The organism is Chryseobacterium sp. KCF3-3 (assembly GCF_045865955.1).
Lineage (GTDB): Bacteria > Bacteroidota > Bacteroidia > Flavobacteriales > Weeksellaceae > Chryseobacterium.
The window spans coordinates 2,537,721-2,554,972 of the sequence record NZ_AP035792.1; the positions used below are offsets into that span (position 1 = coordinate 2,537,721).

Genomic DNA, 17,252 nt, shown 5'->3' on the forward strand with positions numbered 1-17,252 from the left:
AAGCGGAGAAATATGCTTTCCCCGCTTTTTCTTTAAATGCATGGATACTTTCTCCAATCCCTGCAAGTGTAATCTACAGTACAACAGAGGCCTTGAGGGCAGCTCCAGTCTTCACCACACGCAATTGGGAATGGTTCTATTCCGCCATCAATTTTCTTTAATTCATTTCTTTTTAGTTTTTTCATGTTGATTTTGTTTAAGTTATTAGAATAGTAAATATAATTATATTTCACTTAATAAGGATAAATTGAATAAAAAAATAAGTGCTGCAGATTATTCTACAGCACTTATTCACAAAAATAATGTATATGAAAAAAACTATTTTATTGTTCGGTAGGTCGGAAAACTAATCCTGTTTCTACAAAATAATCCAATGTAATTCTGTCTCCGTCATTCACATTTCCGGCAAGAATTTCTTTAGACAATTTGTTTAAAACTTCCTGTTGGATTACTCTTTTCAATGGTCTTGCTCCGAAAGCAGGATCATATCCTTTATCCATCAGATAATCTACGGCATCCTGAGTGAAAGTCATAATGATGTTTCGTTTAGATAACATTTCATTGAATCCTCTCAATTGATACTGAACGATTTTTCCGATTTCTTTTTTCTTTAAAGGCTGGAAGAGTACAATTTCATCAATTCTGTTCAGGAATTCCGGACGCAGTGTCTGTTTTAAAAGATCGAAAACTTCATCTTTCGTTTTATCTACAATTTCATCCTGGTTTTCCTCAGTAAGGTTTTCAAAATTCTCCTGAATCAGATGCGAACCTAAATTCGAAGTCATGATGATGATCGAATTTTTGAAATTCACCACTCGTCCCTTATTATCTGTCAGACGTCCATCATCCAGAACCTGAAGTAATGTATTAAACACATCAGGGTGGGCTTTTTCAATCTCGTCTAAAAGCACTACGGAATAAGGTCTTCTTCTTACTGCCTCAGTTAATTGTCCGCCTTCATCATAACCTACATATCCCGGAGGAGCTCCTACCAATCTTGAAACACTGTGACGTTCCTGATATTCACTCATATCAATTCTTGTCATATTGTTTTCATCATCGAATAAGAATTCTGCCAATGCTTTTGCCAGCTCAGTTTTACCGACTCCGGTTGTTCCCAGGAATAAGAATGAACCGATAGGTTTTTTATCATCGCTCAATCCTGCTCTGTTTCTTCTGATCGCATCAGCAACCGCCTGAATCGCTTCATCCTGTCCTACAACTCTGTGGTGTAGTTCAGTTTCAAGATTCAATAATTTTTCTCTTTCGGATTGTAATAATTTGGTAACCGGAATACCTGTCCATTTACCAATTACTTCGGAGATGTTTTCTGCAGTAACTTCTTCTTTAATCAGTTCATTCTGATGATTCTGCATTTCCAGCTCTACTTTGGCTAGTTCTTCCTCTTTTTCACGAAGTTTTCCATATTGGATCTCTGCTACTTTTGCATAATCTCCTGCTCTGGAAGCTCTTTCTGCCTCGTGTTTCAGAGATTCTATATCTTTTTTGATCTGGGTAAGATCTTCACTTTTCTGTTTTTCTTTCAGCCATTTGGCATTGATCTCATTTCTCTGTTCGGAAATTTTAGCAATATCTTCCTTCAGATGATCAATTTTAGTCTGATTACCTTCTCTTGAGATAGCTGCCAGTTCAATTTCCAACTGCATCAGTCTTCTGTCCAGAACGTCCAGCTCTTCCGGCTTGGAATTGATTTCCATTCTCAATTTTGCAGAAGCTTCATCAATAAGGTCAATCGCTTTGTCCGGTAAGAAACGGTCTGAAATATATCTTTGAGACATTTCTACCGCAGCAATAATTGCCTCATCTTTGATTCTTACTTTGTGGTGCGCTTCGTATTTATCTTTAATACCACGAAGGATAGAGATTGCAGATTCTGTATCCGGTTCTTCCACCATTACTTTCTGGAAACGTCTTTCCAACGCTTTGTCTTTTTCAAAATACTTTTGGTATTCATTCAAAGTAGTGGCACCAATGGCTCTTAATTCTCCTCTTGCTAAGGCTGGTTTTAAGATGTTGGCTGCATCCATTGCTCCTTCACCGCCTCCGGCTCCAACTAAAGTGTGGATCTCATCAATGAAAAGAATTATCTGTCCATCAGACTTGATTACTTCATTCACAACGGATTTTAAACGCTCTTCAAATTCACCTTTATATTTTGCTCCGGCGATCAAAGCTCCCATATCCAGAGAGAACAGCGTTTTATCCATCAGGTTTTCAGGAACGTCACCGCTGATAATTCTGTGGGCAATTCCCTCAGCAATCGCAGTTTTACCTACACCGGGTTCCCCAATAAGGATTGGGTTGTTTTTAGTTCTTCTGGAAAGGATCTGTAAAACCCTTCTGATCTCTTCATCACGCCCGATTACCGGATCCAGTTTTCCTTCAGCTGCTAACTCGTTAAAGTTTTTAGCATATTTATTTAAGGATTGATAAGTTTCCTCTGAGCTTGCAGAAGTGGCTTTGCTTCCTTTTCTTAATTCTTTAATAGCACCATCCAAAAGATTTCTGGTTACACCCATATCTTTCAGCATTTTGGATACTTCGGAAGTGGTTTCCAGAAGAGATAACCATAAATGCTCAATCGTTACATATTCGTCACCCATTTTTTTAGCGATGTTGGGTGCATCCAGTAATACTTTATTAGCAGATTGTGAAAGATAAATGTTTCCTCCCTGTACTTTAGGAAGTTTCTCTAGATTTTCACGGTTTCGCTCTCTTACTAAATTAGCATCTGCTTCAGATTTTTTTAATAAGAATGGCGATATATTTTCATCTACCTGGAAGATTCCTTCAAGGAGATGTTGAGGTTCGATACTTTGATTGCCCAGTTCCATAGCAACCTGTTGTGCTGCCTGGATGGCTTCCTGTGATTTTACAGTATATTGGTTTAAGTTCATATTTTTATATATTTTTGGTAATGGTTTGTTTAAAGTTTAGTTTTCAATTTGTTTAAACTTTTGTTTTTGAAACATTAAGATTGTATTAAGGTTTTTAGAGTATTAAGATAAGCTTCGCTTTAAGCTTAAAATCAGAATGATTCATCTTAACTATACTTTATTTCTTAAATCTTTCTTAATGGTTCTAATATATATCCAATTTTTTTTGATAAGTTTAAACAACTTCTTTTAAAAAACATCAAGAAACCAAATTCTGAGGCTTAGTTTCTTAATGCCATCAATTATTTAATCATTTATTCGATGACTGTATCGCAAAAACTGTTCAATTATTAAATTTACAAAAAAATAGGACAAATTTTCCGGATATTGTATTTTTAACGGAAATTTAACTTGACAAAATTTCCGATTTCGTAATTATTTCTTGGAAATCCATGAACAAAAAGTCATAGCAAGGTAAAATAACTTAAGATTGAAACTGAAGATGATGGGTCTTTTTTCTTTTTATGCTCAAAAAATGACCAGTTTAATTCAGAATAATTACTTTTGCATTTTACCAGATGGAATTAAAAGAAAAACAGAGAAAAATATTAGACGTAGCCGTAGAACTTTTCAAAGAGAAAGGGTATATGGGAAGCTCAGTAAGAGACCTGGCTACCAAACTCAATATCAAGGCAGCATCGCTGTATGCACACATCCGTTCAAAGGAAGAAATTCTGGAATGGATTTGTTTTGGTATTGCTCAGGAGTTTTTCGATGAGCTTCAGGAAGTAAAAAATACAGATATTGCTCCAAAGGAAAAGCTGAATCTATTATTGGATAAGCATCTGTCTGTTGTTCTTAAAAACCGTGATGTTACCCATATTTATTCCAATGAATGGAAGCACCTTGAAGAAAGACTTCCCGAGTTTGTAGAATTAAGGAAAAATTATCAGCAGGAAGTTGAGAAACTGATTTCTGAGATCTACAAAGCGGAAAACTGGGAGCTGAAATCACCATCATTTACCACAAGATTTATCCTTCATACTTTAAATAATTCCTATTTCTGGTTCAAAAGAAGCAGTGATTCCACTGATGAAATTACCGATGAGATCAGAGAAAAAATTCTTTTTGGCCTGCTTGGAAACCAGAAAAAATAACCACTCCGTTTGTCATTGACTACGTCGAATCTTCGATTTCTGACGAAGGAAGAATCTCATAATTATACTGTTTAGTCATAAATTTTAATATTGCGTTTGTTATTTCGGGATAGAGAAATTGATTCATTTAGGTATTTAATAGAGATTCTTCACTGCACTTTCGTTTCGTTCAGAATGACACAATAACTAATTTAAAACTATCTTTCTTATTTAGAATCATTCAAAATATGACAAAAGTCATAAAAATTTTGCCAGCTCCCAAAATCTTTTTAAATTTACACCTAACAAATGTTAGTTAGTTTTATGGATTTTTCAGTTGAATATCTGGAGCTGGGTCAGTTGAGACAGCTTCAATCCGACCGGTTGATCAGCCTGATCAGCTATTTGGGAGAGAAGTCGGAATTTTATAAAAAGAAATTTGATGAATTGCAAATATCTCCACAGGATATTAGGTCGATTGAAGATATCGCTAAACTTCCTATTACTTACAAACAGGATTTAAGAGATAACTATCCATTCGGGCTATTTGCTGTTCCTAAAAATGAGCTTCAGCGTATACACTGCTCAAGCGGAACTACAGGAAAACCAACGGTAGTAGGATATACTAAAGAAGATGTAGACCTTTTCAGTGAAGTGGTGGCAAGATCTTTACATGCTGCAGGAGCAAGACCGGGAATGCAGTTGCACAACGCTTATGGCTACGGAATTTTCACAGGAGGATTAGGGCTTCATTACGGAGCTGAAACGTTGGGAATGAGTGTTCTTCCTATTTCAGGAGGGATGACGGCAAGACAGGTAGACCTGATTGTGGATTTCAAACCTGAAGTGATCTGCTGTTCGCCATCATACGCTTTAACGATTGCAGATGAATTTGCGAGAAGAGGAATTACTGCAGAAGAAATCAGTCTTAAATACGCAGTATTGGGCTCAGAACCATGGACGGAGATTATCAGAGGTCATATTGAAGAAAAATTAGGCGTTCATGCAACCAATATCTATGGGTTAAGTGAAATTATCGGTCCGGGAGTTTCCATGGAAGATTTCGAAGAGAAAGGTGGAGCTTATATCTGGGAAGATCATTTTTATCCGGAGATTTTAGATCCGGTGACCAAGCAGCCGGTTCCCTTTGGAGAAGAAGGAGTATTGGTGATCACTACTTTAACTAAAAAAGCAATGCCGCTTTTACGTTACTGGACAAATGATATCACAAGCCTTTACTACGATGAAAATGCCAAAAGAACCATGGTAAAAATGAAACCCATCGTCGGGAGAGCAGATGATATGCTGATCGTAAGAGGAGTCAATGTTTATCCAAGTCAGATTGAAGATGCTTTTTCTTATGTAAAAGGAGTGGTTCCGAACTACTATTTAACTCCTGTGGAAAAAGAACATATGTGTATTGCTTTGGATATTGATGTTGAAATAGATGATGAATTGGTAAAATCTCAAAAAATAGAATCAAATACCGATGATTATTTTAATTTTGTCGGCAACTTTGGAAAAAACATAGAAAACGAAATAAAAAAGAGAGTAGGAATCACTACGAAAGTAAAAGTTCATGCTCAGGACAGCCTGCCGAAGTGCGAAGGTGGAAAAATTAATAGAATACTTAAAAAATAATGAATTCATTTTATAAACTTAAAACAGTTAAAGTTCAGAAAGATACTTCCGAAGCAGTGAATGTGGCGGTAGAAATCCCTGAAGAACTGAAAGATAAGTTCAGGTTCAAGCAGGGACAGTATCTGAATTTCCGAATGACAATCAATGGAAATGAAGAAAGACGTTCTTACTCTATCTGTAATGCTCCAAGTGAAAAGGGCAATACGCTGGAAGTATTGGTAAAGTTGCTGGAAGGCGGAAAAGTGTCAGGGTATTTCAATGAACATCTTCACATGGATGAAGTGCTGGAAGTAATGCCTCCGATGGGTGGCTTCAATACTTCTTATCACCCGACAAACGTAAAAACTTATGTTGGTCTGGCTGCAGGAAGCGGAATTACTCCTGTATTATCCAATATTAAAGAAAGTCTTTATCAGGAGCCTAAGAGTAATGCTTATCTGTTTTACAGCAACAGAAGCATGAATCATGTTTTAAGAAAGGCAGAGATTGATAAACTTGTAGAGCATTTTAACGGAAGACTTAAGGTAATTTACCTGGTAAGCCGTGAGAAGCACGAAGATCCTGTTTTTGAAGGAAGAATTTCATCAGAAAAATTAGAGCAGCTGTTTGAAAGATATACAGATATTGATGTAAAAGAAGCTACTTATTTCATTTGTGGACCTTCAGAAATGATTAAGGGGATTGCAGACTATCTGAAAAAAGACAAAAAAGTACCTGCTATCCAGGTTTTATTTGAATATTTCACCGCTCCGGATGAAGAAAATACGGAGGAAATGAGTGATGAATTCAAGGCAATTGCCAATATTGAAAGTATGGTAACGGTGATCATTGATGATGATGAATATTCGTTCCACCTTAATTCTAAAAAAGAGAGTATCTTAGATAAAGCATTGAAAGATCAGCTTCCGGTTCCTTTCGCATGTAAAGGAGGCGTTTGCTGTACGTGTAAAGCACATGTTCTGGAAGGGGAAGTTTTCATGGAGAAGAACTATGCGCTTACCGAAGAAGAAGTAGCCAGAGGCTTCGTTCTTACCTGCCAATGTCACCCTACAACCAATGTGGTGATGCTTAATTATGATGTTTAAGACAATTTGAAAATGAGAAAATGTGCTAATTTGAAAATGTCATTATCGTGTTTAAATTTCCAAATTGCCTAATTCTCAAATTTCCAAATTATTTAATTTTCAAATTCAAAAAAAGATGGACTTAGAAAAATTTGTTCAATACGTTCACGAAGAAAATAAAGTAGAACCAAAAGATGTAATGCCGGATGATTACAGAAAGTTATTGGTTCGTCAGATTTCACAGCATGCACATTCTGAAATTGTAGGAATGCTGCCAGAAGCCAACTGGATTTCCAGAGCACCTTCATTGAGAAGAAAAATGGCTCTTTTAGCTAAGGTTCAGGATGAGGCAGGTCACGGCCTATATCTTTATTCTGCTACTGAAACTCTAGGTGACGGAAGCATCAGAGCGGACAGAGATGCTACTTATGATGATATGCTGGAAGGAAAAGCAAAATATTCAAGTATTTTCAACTATCCTACGTTAAGCTGGGCAGATATCGGGGCCATAGGTTGGTTAGTAGACGGTGCTGCTATTATGAACCAGGTAATGCTGATGGGGAACTCTTACGGTCCTTATTCAAGAGCGATGGTGAAAATCTGTAAGGAAGAATCATTCCACCAAAGACAAGGGTATGAAATTCTTATGGCATTGTGCCGTGGAACAAAACAACAGAAAGAAATGGCTCAGGCTTCGTTAAACCGTTTCTGGTGGCCAGCTCTGATGATGTTCGGACCTAATGATGACAGTTCACCCAACTCTAAAATCTCTATGAACTACAGAGTAAAAAGAGAAAGTAACGACAGTCTTCGTCAGAGATTTATCGATGTTACTGTTTCTCAGGCTGAATTCTTAGGATTAACCATTCCGGATAAAGATCTGAAATGGAACGAGGAAAGACAGCATTATGATTTCGGAGAACTTCCCTGGGATGAATTCATGGAAATCTTAAAAGGAAACGGACCTTGTAACAAAAAGCGTATCGAAACAAAGAGAAAAGCGCAAAGAGAAAATTCGTGGGTAAAAGAGGCTGCGGCAGCTTTTGCAGAAAAACAACAAAAAGAAGTAATATAATTTAATGTATTAATTTGAAAATATGCTAATTTGAAAATGTAACTACTACGGATTAATTTTCAAATTACCTAATTCTCAAATTTTCAAATTCTCAAATTAAAATATGGCAAATTTAGATATGTGGGAAGTGTTTATTCAGACTAAACCGGGATTATCTCACAAACACGTTGGAATTGTACAGGCACCAACAGCAGAAATGGCTTTGCAGAATGCAAGAGACGTTTATACAAGAAGAAAAGAAGGAACTTCAGTTTGGGTTGTTCCAAGTAAATATATTGTGACTTCAGAAGGAATTGATAAAGAAGCATTCTTTGATCCGGCTGATGATAAACTATACCGTCACCCGACTTTCTATGAGATTCCAAACGACGTAAAAAATATGTAGATTAATAATTTGAAAATGTACTAATTTGAAAATTTGAAAATGACTTTAACCAAGTTAATTATTCTCAAATTTTCAATTATGACGATTCATCAATTTTCAAATTAAATAATTCTCAAATTTTCAAATTAAAAAATAATGAACCCATTATATAATTATTTATTAAAACTAGCAGACGACAGTTTCATTATGGGACAGCGTTTGTCTGCATGGTGCGGTGAAGGTCCTTACTTAGAGGAAGATATTGCATTGACGAATATTGCGTTGGATGAACTAGGTCAGGCGAATAACTTTTACGTTTACGCTTCAAGAGTGATAGACAACGGAAAAAATGAAGATGATATCGCATTTTTAAGATATGAGCACGAATACGTCAACGCCCATTGGGTAGAACTTCCTAATGAAGATTATGCACAGACTATTCTTAAAGTATATGTATTGTCTGTGTATCAGAAACTGATGTATGAGGCATTATCAAACTCTGCTAATGAAGAATTGGCTGCCATTGCTCAGAAATCATTGAAAGAAGTAAGATATCACTATACGCACGCTGCATCATGGATGAAAATCTTTGCTCAGGGAACAGAAGAAAGCCGTGGACGTTTGGTAAAAGCCATTGAAAATATCTGGGAATATACGAAAGGTCTTTTTGCTAAAACAGAAGGTGAAGATGACCTGGTTGCTTTAAATATTGCTCCCAATTCAGACGCTCTTTACGAAGAATTCCTTGCAATTACCAAGAAAGATTTTGCAGATTTTGGGTTAGAATATCCTGAAAATGCTTTCATGCAGCCAAAATCAAGAACAGGATATCATACAGAATATTTCGGATTTATACTTTGTGAGCTTCAGTATATGCAGAGAGCGTATCCTGGCTGTACCTGGTAATAAGTTATGAAGAAGATGCTTCTTGGGATATTGGCTTTTTTTCTTGCAGCATATGTGATACTATGTGTTGGAATCTATTTCTATCAGGAGAAAATTATTTTTTATCCTGAAAAATTACCGGAAAATTACAAGTTTACATTTGAAGGTAACTTTGAAGAAGTACCCATCAAAACGCAGGGTGGAAAGCATTTGAGTTCTGTTTTATTCAAAGCTCAAAATCCAAAAGGAGTCATCTTTTATCTTCATGGAAACGGAGGGTCCATAAAAAGCTGGGGAGAAGTCGCTCAGCTCTATCGAAGTATGAATTATGATACTTTGATACTTGATTACCGAGGTTACGGAAAAAGTGAAGATAAAATAAACAGTAAAGATCAGCTTTTTTCGGATGTTGAGACTGCTTACAAAGAGCTTTTAAAAAGATATCCGGAAAACAGAATTATTATTTTAGGATATTCTGTAGGAACAGGATTAGCCGCAAAATTAGCATCCATGCATAATGCAGGATTATTGATTTTACAGGCACCTTATTACAGTATAGAAGATGAAATGAGTCAGAAATTCTCATTCCTTCCAAAATTTTTACTGAAATATAATTTTGAGACTGGTGAATATTTAAAAACCGTTCAGTCACCCGTTGTTATTTTTCATGGGGATAAAGATGAGGTTATTAACTATAAAGCCTCTTTAAAGCTTAAAAATAACTTTAAAAAAGGTGATCGTCTGATTATATTAAAAGATCAGTATCACAACGGAATAACAGATAATTTGGATTATCAGAATGCAATGAAAGCCATTCTTGATTCTGATAAAAAATAAAATATGAATCAGCTTTTAGATTTATTAAAAACAATTCCCGATCCGGAAATTCCAGTCATTGATATTGTGGAATTAGGAATCGTAAGAGATGCACAGATAACAGGAGAAAATACCTGCGAAGTGATCATTACACCTACTTATTCTGCCTGTCCTGCTATGTTTACCATTGAGGAGGACATTATCAAAATGATGAAAGAAAACGGATGGGATGCGAAAGTAGTAACCAAGATGTTTCCGATCTGGACAACAGACTGGATTACTGATGAAGCGAGAGAAAAACTCCGTGTTTACGGAATTACACCTCCAGAAAAAGGAGCAGACGAACACCACATCGGGAAACCGAAAAAATGTCCGCGTTGTGGTTCTGAGCATACCAAGCAGATCAGCAGATTTGGGTCTACTTTGTGTAAGGCATCTTATCAGTGTTTAGACTGCCTGGAGCCATTTGATTATTTTAAATGCCATTGATGAGTTATTCATCAATCCACAACAAACTTTACGGCTATGCAAAGCATAACGAAGGAATTGTTAGAATGTTAAATTATTAGACGGTTACATTAATTTATATTGTTAAATTAGTGCGTTGTTAAATAATAAATTAATAAAAACTATGTATACACAACTTGATATTGAAACGCATTTTGACGGAAAGCTGAAAATCGCATATCTTAATCAACCGGAAACGATGAACGCCCTTACCAAGCCGGCTTTATCAGATCTTAGAGACTTTGTTAAAGAGTGCAGCGAAGACGAAACGGTAAGATGTGTTGCCATTTCCGGAAGAGGAAGAGCATTCTGCTCAGGTCAGAATCTGGATGAAGCTTTTGTAGTAGGCAAAGAACACCATGATCATGACATCATCAGAAAAATTGTGGTAGACTATTACAATCCATTAGTAATGGAAGTTACCCGTTGCAAAAAACCGGTTATTGCTTTAGTAAACGGTCCTGCAGTAGGAGCTGGAGCAATGTTAGCTTTAATTTCCGACTTCGTTTTAGCGAATGAGAAAGCATATTTTGCTCAGGCATTTTCAAATATCGGTTTGATTCCTGATACAGGAGGAACTTACTTCTTACCGAAACTTTTAGGTAGACAATTAGCCAATTATTTAGCATTTACAGGTAAAAAATTATCTGCAGAAGAATCTAAAGCGTATGGTCTTGTAGCAGAAGTTTTCACTGAAGAAGAATTTGTTCCAAAATCTATGGAAATTCTTGAAAGAATGGCGAACATGCCGACAGCGGCAATCAAACTTACGAAAAAAGCGTTTGCCAATTCTTATACCAACACATTGAAAGAGCAGCTTGAACTGGAAGGAGATCTTCAGCAGGAAGCAGCAGGCACAGAAGACTTCATTGAAGGAGTAAATGCCTTTTTACAAAAAAGAAAACCTAATTATAAAGGAAGATAATTAATTTGAAAATGAGTTAATTTGAGAATTTGTAAATGAGAAATGACAAAGAAAATATTATTGTAAATAAGACTTTTGATTTTGCACTCAATATTATTGAATTTTCAGAAGATTTATATGAGGATAAAAAATTTCCTTTGGCAAATCAAATTTTTAAATCAGGAACTTCGATTGGAGCCAATGTTAGAGGCTCAAAATGCGGAAAGTAAGGCAGATTTTATTCATAAATTAAAAATTGCCGCTAAAGAAGCTGATGAGATAGAATATTGGCTTTTGCTGTGCTTAAAGTCTCCATATTTGAAATCTCCAAACGAAAAATTAATGTCTGATTTAAAGGAAATTCTATTAACTCTGTCTAAAATTATTTCAAGTTCAAAATTAAAATAATTTTCAAATTAACTCATTTTCAAATTTTCAAATTTAAAATATGAATGTAGGAATTATCGGTGCCGGAACCATGGGAATCGGCATTGCACAAGTAGCCGCAACGAACGGATGCAAAGTATGGGTTTATGACGCCAACGCAAAACAAGTAGAAACGGCAACGGTAGGTTTGGAAAAAACCTTGACCAAATTGGTTGATAAACAAAAAATTTCGGCAGAGAAAATGACTGAAATTTTAGCTAATATTTCCATTGCTACGGAATTGAAAGATTTCAAAGATTGTGAGCTGATTATAGAAGCCATTATCGAAAACAAAGAGATCAAAACCAAAGTATTTACAGAGCTTGAAAACTATGTTTCTGAAAGTTGTGTTCTCAGTTCCAATACCTCATCTATTTCTATCACCTCTCTGGGTGCAGAACTCAAGAAGCCGGAGCGTTTCATCGGAATTCACTTCTTCAATCCGGCTCCATTAATGCCTTTAGTGGAAGTCATTCCATCCTTATTAACAGAAAAAACATTAGCAGAAAAAATCTACAACCTCATGAAAGAATGGGGAAAGACTCCTGTTATTGCCAAAGATATTCCAGGGTTTATTGTCAACAGAATCGCCAGACCTTATTATGGAGAAGGCTTGAGAATTGTTGAAGAAAACATCGCCACACCGGAACAGGTAGATGATGCTATGAAAACATTGGGGAACTTCAAAATGGGACCTTTCGAATTGATGGACCTTATTGGAGTGGATGTCAACTTTGCAGTAACAACTACTGTTTACAAAGATTATTTCTACGATCCGAAATACAAACCGTCTTTATTACAGCAAAGAATGTCTGAAGCCAAACTTCACGGTAGAAAAACCGGAAAAGGTTTCTACGATTACAGCGAAGGAGCAGAAAAGCTTGTAGCTCAGGAAGATAATGCTTTATATCAACAGATCTTTTTAAGAATCATTTCAATGCTGATCAATGAAGCTGTTGAAGCCAAAAGATTAGGAGTTGCCAATGACGAAGATATCGAACTGGCAATGCAGAAAGGTGTCAACTATCCAAAAGGTTTATTAAGCTGGGGTAAAGAAATCGGGTATGCAAAAATCTCCGAAACCCTTCAGAACCTTTACGAAGAATATCAGGAAGAAAGGTATAGACAAAGTCCATTACTTCGTAAAATGAATTAAATAATTTGAAAATGTGCCAATTTGAAAATTGATTATAATGGGTTTTCATTTTCAAATTCTCAAATTTATTTAATTTTCAAATTAATATTATGGATATAGATGAATTCAGAGCAGAGCTGGAGACCAGACTTTTAATTGAGAAAGAATACTTAATTCATGAAGCTTCCTCAGTTGATGATCAGGAAAGGCTTGAGCTATTAGGAAAGTTTAATGAGAAATATAAAGAGCTGATCAAAAGATTGGCCAGCGAAAATGGAATTGATTTAAACGAATCCTATCCCTCTGAAAACTCATCAGACTCAGAAAACCTTTCATACGGGCAGATTATTCTTGGGAAAACCATGAGTGTTTACGACAGATTATCAGATGAACTGTATGAAGAAATAATAAACATATAATTAATAGAAATGAATCCAAGACAAGTAGCAGATTATATGTTCAATCAGGATTATTTTTCCCAATGGATGAATATTAAGATGATTGAAGTAAAAGAAAATTACTGTTTAATAGAAATGCCAATCAAGAAGGATATGCTGAACGGACTTAAAACAGTTCATGGCGGAGTTACCTTTGCTTTTGCAGACTCTGCGCTGGCATTTTCTTCCAACAATACCGGAGATGCTGCCGTAGCATTGAACTGTATCATCAATTTTACCAAAGCAGGAAAGGAAGGCGATGTTTTCAGAGCAGAAAGTGTCTTGGTGAATGATACAAGAAAAACAGCTGTTTATGACATTCAGATTACCAATCAAAACAAAGAACTGATTGCAAAATTTGTAGGAACAGTTTACAAAATCGGAAAAAAAGTAACAGAATTATAAAGAATTCGAAAATTTGAGAATGAGGTAATTTGAAAATTATTGTACTCCATTAATTCTTTACTTGCCTGAAATTTTCAAATTCTCAAATTGACTCATTTTCAAATTAAAATTATGAACAACGTATACATCATAGACTATGTCAGAACTCCCATCTCGAAACTGCAGGGAGGATTATCAGAAGTAAGAGCCGATGACTTGGCTGCTATTGTTATTAAAGAAGTAGTAGCAAGAAATCCTGAAGTTCCTGTAGAGGAAATTGAAGACGTTATTTTCGGATGTGCCAATCAGGCGGGTGAAGATAACAGAAACGTTGCAAGAATGGGGCTTTTATTAGCTGGTCTTCCTTACAAAATTGGTGGAGAGACTGTAAACAGGCTATGTGCTTCAGGAATGTCTGCTGTAGCGAATGCATTCCGTTCCATTGCAGCAGGAGAAGGAGAAATCTATATTGCAGGAGGAGTAGAGCATATGACGCGTTCTCCTTATGTGATGTCAAAGCCAAGCGCTGCTTTCGGTAGAGACAGTCAGATGTTTGATACTACTTTCGGATGGCGTTTCATCAACCCTAAAATGAAAGAACTATACGGGGTTGACGGAATGGGAGAAACAGCTGAAAACTTAGCAGATATCCATCAGATCAACAGAGAAGATCAGGATAAATTTGCTCTTTGGTCTCAGCAGAAAGCGACAAAAGCTCAGGAAAGCGGAAGACTGGCAGAAGAAATTGTAAAAGTTGAAATCCCTCAGAGAAAAGGAGATCCAATCGTTTTCGAAAAAGATGAATTCATTAAACCTGGTTCATCTATGGAAGGTTTGGCAAAACTTCGTCCAGCTTTCAGAAAAGAAGGAACCGTAACTGCTGGAAACGCCTCAGGAATGAATGACGGAGCCGCTGCTTTAATTTTAGCAAGTGAAGAAGCCGTTAAAAAATATGGATTGAAACCAAAAGCAAAAATTCTGGGATCTTCCGTAGCAGGTGTAGAACCAAGAATCATGGGAATCGGACCTGTAGAAGCTGCTCAAAAATTATTAAAAAGATTAAACCTTTCCCTGGAAGATATGGATATCATCGAATTAAACGAAGCATTTGCAGCACAGGCACTCGCTGTAACAAGAAGCTTAGGGTTGAAAGATGATGACGCAAGAATAAATCCGAATGGAGGTGCTATTGCAATTGGTCACCCACTGGGAGTTTCGGGAGCAAGAATCGTAGGTTCTGCAGCAATGGAACTTCAGAAACAGGATAAAAAATATGCATTGTGTACCCTTTGTATCGGTGTAGGTCAGGGATATGCAATGGTCATCGAACGGGTTTAATTTGAAAATGTGCTAATTTGAGAATTTGAAAATGACATTCAATATAATTTAAATTAGCTCATTAATTTCCAAATTATCCCATTCTCAAATTTTCAAATTAAAAAATATGAACATCTACTCATACCACGGGATTCGTCCCATTATAAAACCTTCTGCTTACATTCATCCGCAGGCAGTCATTATCGGGAATGTAGAAATAGGTGAGGAAGTATATATTGGTCCCAATGCGGTCATCCGTGGCGACTGGGGAAAAATTATCATTAAAGACGGAGCTAATGTACAGGAAAACTGTACCCTTCACGTTTTCCCGAATATAGAAACTATTCTGGAAGAATCAGCACACATCGGACATGGCGCGATTATTCATTCCGGACACATTGGAAAAAACTGTCTGATCGGAATGAACTCTGTGGTAATGGACAAAGCCTATATCGGCGACGAAAGTATTGTCGGAGCATTGGCTTTTGTACCAGCCAATTTCAGATGTGAACCAAGAAAACTGGTGGTAGGAAGCCCTGCAAAAGTGATTCGTGATGTCTCTGATGAAATGATTCACTGGAAAACAGAAGGAACAAAACTATATCAGGAGCTGGCAAGAGAAGGAAAAGAAGCGATTCTGCCTTGCGAACCGTTTACAGAATATGTTCAGCAGATCCCAACTAAAATTGTGGATTACAGTATCTGGGATGATATAAAATAATAGTATACAAGAAAACCAAACAGGTTTCTAAAACCTGTTTGGTTTAAAATTTTAATATCGGATTTAAAATGATTAATACAGAAAATTTTGAATTTGAAGGTACATATCACATTTTCTCTCATGTAAATGGGATTGAAGTTATTTTTCGTGAACCATCAAATTATCAATTTTTTCTGGAAAAGATAGAAAAATATATTCTTCCGGTCGCTGATATTTATGCTTATTGTCTGTAGCCTAATCATTTTCATTTGTTGTTAAGATTTAAGAATTTTGATGATGTGGATAGTGAAAATGAGCATCAGTTTTTAATGAAGCATTTTGGTAATTTATTGAATGCTTATGCTAAAGCTTACAACAAAAAATATAATAGAAAAGGAGCTCTTTTTCTGAATGCGGTAAAACGAAAGAAAATATCTGATGAAAAATATTTATTGAAAGTTTTCCATTACATCCATAATAATCCGATTAATCACGGATTTGTAAATAAAATTGATCAATGGAAGCATTCTTCGTATAATTCATATGTAAATCCTGAAAAAGAAAGTAAATTGAATAGAAAGGAAATCATGCAGTATTTTGACTCGCTAGAAGTTTTTAGAAATTATCATAAGTCGACTATTGAATATGATTTTTTAAATTTTGAATAATTGCTAATAATCAAACCTAATGGGTTTTTAAAACCCGTCAGGTTTAACAAAAATAAATATGATTAAAAAAATTGCGCTTGCATGCAGCATAATGTTTGCGGTGGGGTGTACGTTATCAGCACAGACTGTTGCTACAAAACCGCTTACAATAGGAGAAGTGAGGACTATTAAGTCCAAAACATTAAATGAAGACAGAACGCTGAATATTTATCTTCCACAGGGATATGATAAAACAAAATCATACCCGGTGATCTATTTATTGGATGGAAGTATGAATGAAGATTTTATTCACGTTACAGGATTAGTACAATTCTTTAATCAGATGTATTCCATGCCGGAAACTATTGTGGTGGGAGTTGCTAATGTAGATAGAAAAAGAGATTTTACTTTTCATACGGATTTAAAAGACTTACAGAAAGACTATCCTACAACAGGACATTCTGATAAGTTTATTGCATTCGTTGAAAAAGAACTAAAACCTTACGTTGAAAGTCAGTTTAAAACTACAGATAAATACCTTTTTGGTCAGTCTTTGGGAGGACTTTTGGCAACAGAAATCCTTTTAAAAAAACCGGAAATGTTCAATAACTATTTTATCATCAGTCCAAGTTTATGGTGGGATGATGAAAGTCTTTTAAAGCAGGCTCCACAACTACTTTCAAAATCTGCGGATACTAAAAAATTCGTTTATGTTTCTGTAGGGAAAGGAGAACATCCGGTGATGGTAAAAGACGCAGAAGCTTTCTATGATGTTTTGAAAAAAGCAGGAAAGAAAAACTGGACATTGGAATATAAAATGATGGAAACAGACAATCACGCAACTATTCTTCACAGAAGTTTATATGAAGGATTGGTGAAAATGTTTCCTTATCAGGAACCGAAATAATTTTAACTCA

At 35.9% G+C, this 17,252-nt stretch carries 18 protein-coding genes and 1 pseudogene; 17 read left to right on the forward strand and 2 right to left on the reverse strand.

Annotation, left to right across the window (positions count from 1 at the left end):
• Window positions 1-32: 32 nt before the first annotated feature.
• On the reverse strand, window positions 33-185 hold the full coding sequence (locus ACKTTZ_RS11350) for a hypothetical protein (protein WP_185103682.1): 153 nt from the start codon (window positions 183-185) through the stop codon (window positions 33-35).
• Window positions 186-323: 138 nt separating this feature from the next.
• Window positions 324-2,918, reverse strand: coding sequence for an ATP-dependent chaperone ClpB (gene clpB / locus ACKTTZ_RS11355; protein ID WP_253316429.1), 2,595 nt, complete (start codon window positions 2,916-2,918; stop codon window positions 324-326).
• Between the two features lie 557 nt (window positions 2,919-3,475).
• Here clpB and ACKTTZ_RS11360 point away from each other — a divergent pair.
• From ACKTTZ_RS11360 to ACKTTZ_RS11440, 17 genes and pseudogenes are all read left to right on the forward strand, one after another.
• Window positions 3,476-4,054, forward strand: a complete 579-nt coding sequence (locus tag ACKTTZ_RS11360) for a TetR/AcrR family transcriptional regulator (RefSeq protein WP_407848878.1) — start codon at window positions 3,476-3,478, stop codon at window positions 4,052-4,054.
• A gap of 303 nt (window positions 4,055-4,357) precedes the next feature.
• The gene (locus ACKTTZ_RS11365; protein ID WP_253316431.1) at window positions 4,358-5,674 is read left to right on the forward strand and encodes a phenylacetate--CoA ligase family protein; all 1,317 of its coding nucleotides are present in this window, start codon (window positions 4,358-4,360) and stop codon (window positions 5,672-5,674) included.
• On the forward strand, window positions 5,674-6,759 hold the full coding sequence (locus tag ACKTTZ_RS11370; protein ID WP_407848881.1) for a 2Fe-2S iron-sulfur cluster-binding protein: 1,086 nt from the start codon (window positions 5,674-5,676) through the stop codon (window positions 6,757-6,759). Before ACKTTZ_RS11365 ends, ACKTTZ_RS11370 begins: the two co-directional genes overlap by 1 nt.
• A 115-nt stretch (window positions 6,760-6,874) precedes the next feature.
• The gene (gene paaA, locus ACKTTZ_RS11375) at window positions 6,875-7,813 is read left to right on the forward strand and encodes a 1,2-phenylacetyl-CoA epoxidase subunit PaaA (protein WP_034695794.1); all 939 of its coding nucleotides are present in this window, start codon (window positions 6,875-6,877) and stop codon (window positions 7,811-7,813) included.
• Between the two features lie 103 nt (window positions 7,814-7,916).
• A complete protein-coding gene (paaB, locus tag ACKTTZ_RS11380) occupies window positions 7,917-8,198 on the forward strand; it encodes a 1,2-phenylacetyl-CoA epoxidase subunit PaaB (protein WP_034695796.1) in 282 nt (93 codons plus the stop codon).
• 135 nt (window positions 8,199-8,333) lie between these two features.
• Complete coding sequence (gene paaC, locus ACKTTZ_RS11385; RefSeq protein ID WP_034695798.1) at window positions 8,334-9,083, forward strand: 1,2-phenylacetyl-CoA epoxidase subunit PaaC; 750 nt, start codon at window positions 8,334-8,336, stop codon at window positions 9,081-9,083.
• Between the two features lie 6 nt (window positions 9,084-9,089).
• On the forward strand, window positions 9,090-9,899 hold the full coding sequence (locus ACKTTZ_RS11390) for an alpha/beta hydrolase (protein WP_407848884.1): 810 nt from the start codon (window positions 9,090-9,092) through the stop codon (window positions 9,897-9,899).
• 3 nt (window positions 9,900-9,902) lie between these two features.
• Window positions 9,903-10,367: a 1,2-phenylacetyl-CoA epoxidase subunit PaaD gene (gene paaD / locus ACKTTZ_RS11395; protein ID WP_034695803.1), complete on the forward strand. Its 465-nt coding sequence runs from the start codon at window positions 9,903-9,905 to the stop codon at window positions 10,365-10,367.
• A 142-nt stretch (window positions 10,368-10,509) separates the two neighbouring features.
• Window positions 10,510-11,310, forward strand: a complete 801-nt coding sequence (locus ACKTTZ_RS11400) for an enoyl-CoA hydratase/isomerase family protein (protein ID WP_034695806.1) — start codon at window positions 10,510-10,512, stop codon at window positions 11,308-11,310.
• A gap of 35 nt (window positions 11,311-11,345) precedes the next feature.
• A pseudogene (locus tag ACKTTZ_RS11405) lies at window positions 11,346-11,697 on the forward strand (four helix bundle protein).
• A 40-nt stretch (window positions 11,698-11,737) separates the two neighbouring features.
• Complete coding sequence (locus ACKTTZ_RS11410; protein ID WP_407848886.1) at window positions 11,738-12,871, forward strand: 3-hydroxyacyl-CoA dehydrogenase NAD-binding domain-containing protein; 1,134 nt, start codon at window positions 11,738-11,740, stop codon at window positions 12,869-12,871.
• Between the two features lie 89 nt (window positions 12,872-12,960).
• Window positions 12,961-13,269, forward strand: a complete 309-nt coding sequence (locus tag ACKTTZ_RS11415) for a hypothetical protein (protein WP_034695814.1) — start codon at window positions 12,961-12,963, stop codon at window positions 13,267-13,269.
• A 9-nt stretch (window positions 13,270-13,278) separates the two neighbouring features.
• The gene (locus tag ACKTTZ_RS11420) at window positions 13,279-13,692 is read left to right on the forward strand and encodes a PaaI family thioesterase (RefSeq protein WP_034695815.1); all 414 of its coding nucleotides are present in this window, start codon (window positions 13,279-13,281) and stop codon (window positions 13,690-13,692) included.
• Window positions 13,693-13,803: 111 nt separating this feature from the next.
• On the forward strand, window positions 13,804-15,009 hold the full coding sequence (pcaF, locus tag ACKTTZ_RS11425; RefSeq protein ID WP_407848889.1) for a 3-oxoadipyl-CoA thiolase: 1,206 nt from the start codon (window positions 13,804-13,806) through the stop codon (window positions 15,007-15,009).
• A 106-nt stretch (window positions 15,010-15,115) separates the two neighbouring features.
• A complete protein-coding gene (locus ACKTTZ_RS11430; RefSeq protein ID WP_047373921.1) occupies window positions 15,116-15,709 on the forward strand; it encodes a transferase hexapeptide repeat family protein in 594 nt (197 codons plus the stop codon).
• 278 nt (window positions 15,710-15,987) lie between these two features.
• The gene (locus ACKTTZ_RS11435; RefSeq protein WP_407848891.1) at window positions 15,988-16,356 is read left to right on the forward strand and encodes a hypothetical protein; all 369 of its coding nucleotides are present in this window, start codon (window positions 15,988-15,990) and stop codon (window positions 16,354-16,356) included.
• Window positions 16,357-16,414: 58 nt separating this feature from the next.
• Window positions 16,415-17,242, forward strand: coding sequence for an alpha/beta hydrolase (locus tag ACKTTZ_RS11440; protein WP_407848893.1), 828 nt, complete (start codon window positions 16,415-16,417; stop codon window positions 17,240-17,242).
• Window positions 17,243-17,252: the final 10 nt, after the last annotated feature.

Excerpts from the sequence above, each read along its gene's own strand:
- ACKTTZ_RS11370 (WP_407848881.1), top strand. The coding sequence starts at position 5,674 with ATGAATTCATTTTATAAACTTAAAACAGTTAAAGTTCAGAAAGATACT.
- ACKTTZ_RS11350 (WP_185103682.1), bottom strand. The coding sequence starts at position 185 with ATGAAAAAACTAAAAAGAAATGAATTAAAGAAAATTGATGGCGGAATA.
- ACKTTZ_RS11440 (WP_407848893.1), top strand. The coding sequence starts at position 16,415 with ATGATTAAAAAAATTGCGCTTGCATGCAGCATAATGTTTGCGGTGGGG.
- pcaF (WP_407848889.1), top strand. The coding sequence starts at position 13,804 with ATGAACAACGTATACATCATAGACTATGTCAGAACTCCCATCTCGAAA.
- ACKTTZ_RS11400 (WP_034695806.1), top strand. The coding sequence starts at position 10,510 with ATGTATACACAACTTGATATTGAAACGCATTTTGACGGAAAGCTGAAA.
- clpB (WP_253316429.1), bottom strand. The coding sequence starts at position 2,918 with ATGAACTTAAACCAATATACTGTAAAATCACAGGAAGCCATCCAGGCA.
- ACKTTZ_RS11390 (WP_407848884.1), top strand. The coding sequence starts at position 9,090 with ATGAAGAAGATGCTTCTTGGGATATTGGCTTTTTTTCTTGCAGCATAT.
- ACKTTZ_RS11410 (WP_407848886.1), top strand. The coding sequence starts at position 11,738 with ATGAATGTAGGAATTATCGGTGCCGGAACCATGGGAATCGGCATTGCA.
- paaA (WP_034695794.1), top strand. The coding sequence starts at position 6,875 with ATGGACTTAGAAAAATTTGTTCAATACGTTCACGAAGAAAATAAAGTA.
- ACKTTZ_RS11365 (WP_253316431.1), top strand. The coding sequence starts at position 4,358 with ATGGATTTTTCAGTTGAATATCTGGAGCTGGGTCAGTTGAGACAGCTT.
- ACKTTZ_RS11430 (WP_047373921.1), top strand. The coding sequence starts at position 15,116 with ATGAACATCTACTCATACCACGGGATTCGTCCCATTATAAAACCTTCT.
- paaC (WP_034695798.1), top strand. The coding sequence starts at position 8,334 with ATGAACCCATTATATAATTATTTATTAAAACTAGCAGACGACAGTTTC.
- ACKTTZ_RS11360 (WP_407848878.1), top strand. The coding sequence starts at position 3,476 with ATGGAATTAAAAGAAAAACAGAGAAAAATATTAGACGTAGCCGTAGAA.
- paaD (WP_034695803.1), top strand. The coding sequence starts at position 9,903 with ATGAATCAGCTTTTAGATTTATTAAAAACAATTCCCGATCCGGAAATT.
- ACKTTZ_RS11420 (WP_034695815.1), top strand. The coding sequence starts at position 13,279 with ATGAATCCAAGACAAGTAGCAGATTATATGTTCAATCAGGATTATTTT.
- ACKTTZ_RS11415 (WP_034695814.1), top strand. The coding sequence starts at position 12,961 with ATGGATATAGATGAATTCAGAGCAGAGCTGGAGACCAGACTTTTAATT.
- paaB (WP_034695796.1), top strand. The coding sequence starts at position 7,917 with ATGGCAAATTTAGATATGTGGGAAGTGTTTATTCAGACTAAACCGGGA.